Source organism: Vibrio sp. 10N.237.312.B06 (assembly GCF_041464685.1).
GTDB classification, from domain to species: Bacteria; Pseudomonadota; Gammaproteobacteria; order Enterobacterales; family Vibrionaceae; genus Vibrio; species Vibrio tasmaniensis_A.
In genome coordinates this window covers 1-4,960 of record NZ_JBFSPI010000148.1, presented here as the reverse complement: position 1 = coordinate 4,960, position 4,960 = coordinate 1, and the positions used below count along the sequence as shown (strand labels likewise).

The following is a 4,960-nucleotide window of genomic DNA, read 5'->3' as shown; positions in this document are numbered from 1 at the left end:
CAAACCTATGCGAGTCACCCCAGCAGAGCTGGGGGTTTATCAATGTTTAATTAAGTGACGTTCCTTCGATAGGAGCGCCATCGAGTAATGCTGTTTTGCATTTACCGCAGGTTGGGCTTTCTGAAATTCTTTCTGAAGGAACTCGGTTTACGCCATTACAAGAAGGGCAACGTGTGTTGAATGTAGACATAACTTTCTCTTTTTATTGTAACTCCGTGTCTAACGCGATTTACGAATCACGCACGGAGCGCTTATACTGTTTAAAACTAGAATACGATACTTAAATAAAAACAAACAATAAATAGGTAAATGATGACAAAATTTTACGCCGAGATTACGGGCTGGGGAAAGTGTCTGCCACCAGCCGTGTTGTCCAATGATGATCTAAGCACTTTCATTGATACGTCTGACGAGTGGATTAGAACTCGAACTGGTATCGAAAACCGTCGTATCAGTCATGTAAATACCTCTGAGTTAGCGACTGTTGCTGCTCAACACGCAATGGCGTGTGCTGGTCTTACTGCCAAAGATATCGACCTTGTGATCATCGCGACGTGCAGCCCAGACTCCCTTATTCCAAATACTGCGTCTAAAGTTCAACAGAACCTAGGCATCAAGAGCGCAGCGGCTTTCGACCTTAACGCAGCGTGTACAGGGTTCATCTACGGCGTTGAAACGGCGACTCGACTGATTCAAGCAGGCAACTACCGTAATGCTATCGTAGTGGGTGCAGAACGCTTGTCATTCTTCATCGACTGGACCAAGCGTGATACTGCGGTTCTATTTGGTGACGGCGCAGGTGCTGTGGTTCTATCTCGCACTGAAGAGCAGGTTGGCTTACAAGAAGCGCAAATCGGTTGTGAAGCAGAAGGCCGTGACATTCTAGCGGTACCCAAATTCGGTACTTCTATGGACCGCTTTGCTGCAGATAACGGTTACTGGGACTTTGATTTCGTAGGTAAAGAAATCTTCAAGCGTGCAGTGAAAGGCATGGGCGCTGCTGCACACACAGTATTAAGCCGTACTGGCATCTCAACCGACAATATCGATGTTGTGATTCCGCACCAAGCCAACATCCGAATCATCCAGACCTTGTGTGATATGGCGGGTCTTGAGCGCGAGAAAGCGTTTGTTAACATCCAAAACTACGGCAACACATCCGCAGCGACTGTGCCAATTGCACTGTGTGAATCATTAGAGCAAGGCTTCGTTAAACCTAACTCTAACATCTTGTTTGCGGCATTTGGTGCAGGTTTAACTTGGGGTGCTGGCCATATTAAGTGGGGCAGTCGTGTTGAACCGTTAGGTCAATCGGATGCGAAGCTTCCAGAAGCGGATAAATCTGCTTTGGAGCTTCTAGAAAGAGCCATTTTACACTGTAAAACGCGGCCTAACTCAGAAAGTGAGTAGCGGAGTATGGTACGAGTTCGCCTTTTAAGTCGGATTCGCCCCGTGATATAAATCGACCACCATGGTGCTCGTTTAATTAGGGACTGATCTCGTCCCTTTTGTTATTTCTTAGGAAGTGTTTTGAAGAAAGTTTTAGCAATTGGCTACGTTTGGCCAGAACCGAATTCATCGGCGGCTGGCAGCCATATGATGTCTCTTTTACGCCTGTTCAAGAGACAAGGTTGGTCCGTTGAATTTGCAACGCCAGCTCAAGAAACCGAGCACATGATCGATCTCTCTGAAGAGGGCATCACGAGCCAATCCATACAGTTAAATTGCGATAGCTTTGACCAATACATCGAAGAGCTGCAACCCGATGTCGTGATGTTTGACCGTTTCATGATGGAAGAGCAGTTTGGTTGGCGCGTGGAAAAAGTATGCCCGAATGCTTTTAAGTTACTGGATACGGAAGACTTACAGTTTCTACGTAACGCGCGCCATGAAGCGGTTAAGAAAGAGACTGAACTGACCAAAGCGTATTTGTACAGTGACTTGGCTAAACGTGAAATTGCCGCAATTTTACGCTGTGATCTTTCGTTGATCATTTCAAGCTACGAGATGGAGCTGCTTCAATCTGAGTTCAATATCGATCCAAAACTGGTTCATCATTTGCCGTTCATGGTTGATCTTAATACACTTCCTGAAAGCACGAAAAGCTTTGAAGAACGTAAGCATTTCATGACGATAGGTAACTTTAGACACGCACCGAACTGGGATGCTGTGCTTCAGTTACAGAAGATTTGGCCGAAGATTCGCAAGCAGTTACCTGAATCCGAACTTCATATTTACGGATCTTACCCGCCGCCGAAAGCAACGGCTTTGCACAACCCTAAAACCGGTTTCCATATAAAAGGTTGGGCTAAAGACGCTCAAGAAGTGATGGAGCAAGCTCGTGTGTGTGTTGCACCTCTACGATTTGGCGCGGGCATTAAAGGCAAGTTGCTTGATGCGATGAAGCTGAAAACTCCGAACGTGACGAGTGAAATCGGCAGTGAAGGCATGCTACCGCAGGGTGAATTGCAATGGCCGGGCGCGGTTGCTGATGATATCGACGAGTTTGTTGAAGCTGCAGTTGCTCTGTACAAAGATGAAGAGAAGTGGCTTAAAGCACAAAGCCAATGTCATTCAATCCTTGAAGCGCACTACGAGCAGAATCAACTCGGCGACACATTGATTGAGCGATTAACGGCGTTAGAGTCCGATCTTGAATCTCATCGACTGGATAACTTCTTTGGTTCGATGCTTAAGCACCACAGCATGGCGAGCACCAAGTATATGTCGCAGTGGATAGCTGAAAAGAACAAGACTAAGTAACTGACACAATAAACCGAATCAAATAATAAGCCCTTAGGTTAACGCCTAGGGGCTTTTTTCATGCAGGACGCTTGTTAATTTCAGACTTACAAACCGAAACATTCTAGCAATACATTAGCATTGACTAATTTATATTTATTAGTAAACTCTAATTTAAATTGAGGATGATGAGTTAATCGACGTTATGAGAGAGGTCAGTGATGAGTTTAATACCTTGGGATGCATTGTTCGGTGGCATGTTGTTAGGCGCGTCGGCAATTATTCTTATGTTAGGAATAGGGCGAGTAGCAGGAATTAGCGGTATTGTTGGCCGCTTGTTACCGTCGAGAAAGAACAAAAGATTAGAATCAGGATCCGAATCGAACTCGGACTCCAGCATTGAGAAAACCGAAAAACATTGGCGACTTGCTTTTGTTGTCGGAATGGTCGTGAGCGGCTGGTTATTGATTCCAACAGGCTACCAACTTCCGCAATTAGAAGAGATCAACTTCGCAGTGGTTATCATAGCCGGATTATTGGTGGGCTTTGGTACCAAGATGGCGAATGGCTGTACTAGCGGCCATGGCATTGTGGGGATGGCTCGTTTGTCCAAGCGCTCAATCATCGCTACTTGTGTATTCATGGGTGTGGCAATCGTAACTGTGTTTGCTAAGAACTTGATCGGTTTAGGGGCGTAATGAAAAACTCTTCACTTACTATCGTTATCGGTTTGGTCGCAGGTATTCTTTTTGGCTCAGGTATGATCATTTCAGGCATGGTTGACCCGAACAAAGTACTTGGGTTTTTAGATATTGCTGGCGACTGGGACATTAGCTTGGCATTCGTCATGGGTGGCGCGTTATTGGTCTTCGCTCCGTTTTATCACTTGGTCATTAAAAAGCGCGCTCAAGCCGTCAATGGCGAACCTTTAGATAGCAGTAATAATCCACTAATAGATAGAAAGTTGATCTTAGGTTCAACTGCTTTTGGTTTAGGCTGGGGGATTGCAGGCTTTTGCCCGGGCCCTGCAGTAACCAGCCTTAGTGGGGGTAACCCAACGGTATGGCTGTTCGTCTTAAGCATGCTGGTGGGAATGTGGTTGGCGGGTCGTACGAACAAAACCTGTTAGTAGCAAGCTTATCGCTGATTACATTGGCTTTGACGTTATTCGTTCTGAACTGACCAAGCATAGAGGTTGACTCGCTTTTAGCAAAAAAGCCAGTCAGCCTCTTTCTATATCTACCGTTAGCTATGATCTGCCGTTATCTAAAATCTACTATTTAATAGTCGTTGAAACTGGGCAATGGTCGCTAAGTTTGTAATCAAGCACATCTTGCGTTTCAAAGACCTTCTGTTTAGCAGGAAAGGCATCTAAGGATTTGCTCACTACAATATGATCAATCACAGAACGGAACTGGTGTGTGCGATGGTTATTGCGGTTAGAGCGTACCTTACAATCTGCTCGAGTTTTTCTTGTCGCCAACTGAGCATCGGCATTTTGAGTTAAGTCTTTCCACATCCAATCTCTTGAGTAAGAAAGGTTATGGTTGAAATCGCCTAATATTGCGTAATCCTGACCTTGGCGTTCTCTTTGCTGTATCCACTTATTAAGTTGTTGCGCTTGGTCTTTGAGCCTTGAACAGTCACGGTTAGATTTATACGCGCCGCTGCAACCCGCCTTTAAATGCACAGACAACATGTGAATTGGTTTTGTATCCGTTTTCACAACCATATAACTGGCAAACCTAAGCTTGCTGTTAGCGCTCGATTCGAGAGGAAAGTCAGCGTAGTCGGTGAGTATGATTCCTTTACGAACCGCGAACCCTGTGTATTGATTCACTTCTTTGAACTGATGGTTACTGTTTTCTGGTAATGCCCGGTCAGACATCAATATCTTGTATTGATCGCCAGCGATGCGCTGAATGGCATTGATGTCATCGACTTCTTGGAAAGCCACCACATCCGAGTTTAAGGATTGGAAATACTGTTCGAGCTTATCGAAATCCGCTTGATCACGTTGGTCAGAAAACTTATTCACAGCCTCGTTGGTTGATAACCATTCGATATTCCAACTGGATATGGTCAAAGGTTCAGCAAATGTCTGGCTACTGAGTAAGCAACCTAACATTATCCAGTTTTGAAGTCGTTTCATCCCAAATATCCCTAATTAAACATTGATAAACCCCCAGCTCTGCTGGGGTGACTCGCATAGGTTTGA

At 45.1% G+C, this 4,960-nt stretch carries 5 protein-coding genes and 1 pseudogene; 4 read left to right on the top strand and 2 right to left on the bottom strand.

Features of this window, described 5'->3' with window-relative positions:
* Positions 1 to 49 precede the first annotated feature (49 nt).
* Positions 50 to 190, bottom strand: a pseudogene (locus AB6C75_RS22665) (thioredoxin TrxC); the annotation flags it as partial.
* A 122-nt stretch (positions 191 to 312) separates the two neighbouring features.
* Here AB6C75_RS22665 and AB6C75_RS22660 point away from each other — a divergent pair.
* The 4 genes from AB6C75_RS22660 (at position 313) to AB6C75_RS22645 (ending at position 3,871) form a co-directional block, all read left to right on the top strand.
* The gene (locus AB6C75_RS22660; protein ID WP_372109366.1) at positions 313 to 1,410 is read left to right on the top strand and encodes a ketoacyl-ACP synthase III; all 1,098 of its coding nucleotides are present in this window, start codon (positions 313 to 315) and stop codon (positions 1,408 to 1,410) included.
* A gap of 120 nt (positions 1,411 to 1,530) precedes the next feature.
* Positions 1,531 to 2,763, top strand: a complete 1,233-nt coding sequence (locus AB6C75_RS22655) for a glycosyltransferase family 4 protein (RefSeq protein WP_372109365.1) — start codon at positions 1,531 to 1,533, stop codon at positions 2,761 to 2,763.
* A gap of 200 nt (positions 2,764 to 2,963) precedes the next feature.
* Positions 2,964 to 3,440, top strand: coding sequence for a YeeE/YedE family protein (locus tag AB6C75_RS22650; protein WP_017101877.1), 477 nt, complete (start codon positions 2,964 to 2,966; stop codon positions 3,438 to 3,440).
* Positions 3,440 to 3,871 carry a YeeE/YedE family protein gene (locus AB6C75_RS22645; protein WP_009845336.1) on the top strand — a complete coding sequence of 144 codons (432 nt, stop codon included), beginning with the start codon at positions 3,440 to 3,442 and terminating at the stop codon, positions 3,869 to 3,871. Before AB6C75_RS22650 ends, AB6C75_RS22645 begins: the two co-directional genes overlap by 1 nt.
* 147 nt (positions 3,872 to 4,018) lie before the next feature.
* On the opposite strand, the gene AB6C75_RS22640 is transcribed toward AB6C75_RS22645, so the two are convergent.
* Positions 4,019 to 4,894, bottom strand: coding sequence for an endonuclease/exonuclease/phosphatase family protein (locus tag AB6C75_RS22640; RefSeq protein ID WP_269336410.1), 876 nt, complete (start codon positions 4,892 to 4,894; stop codon positions 4,019 to 4,021).
* Between the last annotated feature and the right edge of the window lie 66 nt (positions 4,895 to 4,960).

Bases quoted from the DNA above. Each gene is read 5' to 3' on its own strand.
- AB6C75_RS22650 (WP_017101877.1), top strand. From the start codon at position 2,964: ATGAGTTTAATACCTTGGGATGCATTGTTCGGTGGCATGTTGTTAGGC.
- AB6C75_RS22645 (WP_009845336.1), top strand. From the start codon at position 3,440: ATGAAAAACTCTTCACTTACTATCGTTATCGGTTTGGTCGCAGGTATT.
- AB6C75_RS22640 (WP_269336410.1), bottom strand. From the start codon at position 4,894: ATGAAACGACTTCAAAACTGGATAATGTTAGGTTGCTTACTCAGTAGC.
- AB6C75_RS22660 (WP_372109366.1), top strand. From the start codon at position 313: ATGACAAAATTTTACGCCGAGATTACGGGCTGGGGAAAGTGTCTGCCA.